1 protein-coding gene is annotated in these 1172 nt (G+C 70.7%); it reads left to right on the top strand.

Going from position 1 to position 1172, the window contains the following annotated elements; translation table 11 throughout:
• Positions 1-1172, top strand: a 1172-nt coding sequence (locus VJ464_24055) for an amino acid adenylation domain-containing protein (protein ID HKQ08221.1), incomplete at both ends; no start/stop codon positions are given.

Raw genomic sequence — 1172 nt, 5'->3', positions numbered from 1 at the left:
CTGCGCGCCCAACTGCTGGCCGACCGCCTGCGGCAGCAGGGCGTCACCGCCGAGCAGCCCGTCGCCGTACTCTGCGAGCGCGGCCTCGAGCTGCTGGTGGCGATGCTCGGCCTCTGGCAAAGCGGCGGCGTCTATGTGCCGATTGACGCCGACTACCCGGACGAGCGCATCAGTTGGATTCTGGCGCACAGCGGCTGCGGCGTCGTGCTGACGACGCGAGCGCGGCGGCGGCAAGTCGAGCAGCGGCTGCGGCAGGCCGGGCTGGCGCGGCCGCCGCTGGTGCTGGCGGTCGAAGACGAGGCCGAGGCGGCGACGTCGGGGCGCTGGCTGGAGGCCGAGGCCGGAGGCGAGGGGCGGCAGCTGGCCTACATCATCTACACGTCGGGCTCGACGGGCAAGCCCAAGGGGGCAATGATCGAGCAGCGCGGCATGGTCAATCACCTGCTGGCGAAGGTCGAGACCTTGCGCTTGCGCGGCAGCGACACGGTGGCGGCGACCGCCTCGACGAGCTTCGACATCTCCGTATGGCAGCTGATGGCGGGGCTGCTGGTGGGCGGGCGCGTGGCGATTGTCGGCGGCGAGGAAGCGAGCGAGCCGGGGCGGCTGCTAGAGGCGGTGCGGCGCGAGCAGGTGACGGTGCTGGAGGTGGTGCCGAGCATGCTGCGGGTGATGGTCGAGGAGATCGAGAGCGGCGCGGCGGCGGCCGGTGGTGCGGGGGCGGAGGAGGCGAGCCTGCGGGTGCTGATGGTGACGGGCGAGGAGTTGGAGGCGGGGCTGTGCGCGCGATGGCTGAGGCGGCGCGGCGGCGTGGAGGTGGTCAACGCCTACGGGCCGACGGAATGCTCGGACGACGTGACGCAGGAGGTGGTGGAACTGGAGCGGGTGGAGCGCGAGCGGCGAGTAGCCATCGGGCGGGGGCTGAGCAACACGCGGATGTATGTGGTAGGGAGGGGAGGAGAAGTGGCGGGGATCGGGATCAGCGGAGAGATCTATGTGGGAGGGGAAGGAGTCGGGCGCGGGTACTATGGAGATGGGAAGCAGAGTGGGGAGAGGTATGTGCCGGATTGGCTGGGAGGGGGAAGCGGCGAGCGGCTGTATCGGACGGGCGACGTGGGGAGGTATGTGGGAGACGGGCGGCTGGAGTACCTTGGGCGAGTGGATCAGCAGGTGAA

It is taken from the genome of Blastocatellia bacterium (assembly GCA_035275065.1).
Classification (GTDB): Bacteria; Acidobacteriota; Blastocatellia; order UBA7656; family UBA7656; genus DATENM01.
This window is presented reverse-complemented; position numbering and strand designations above follow the sequence as displayed.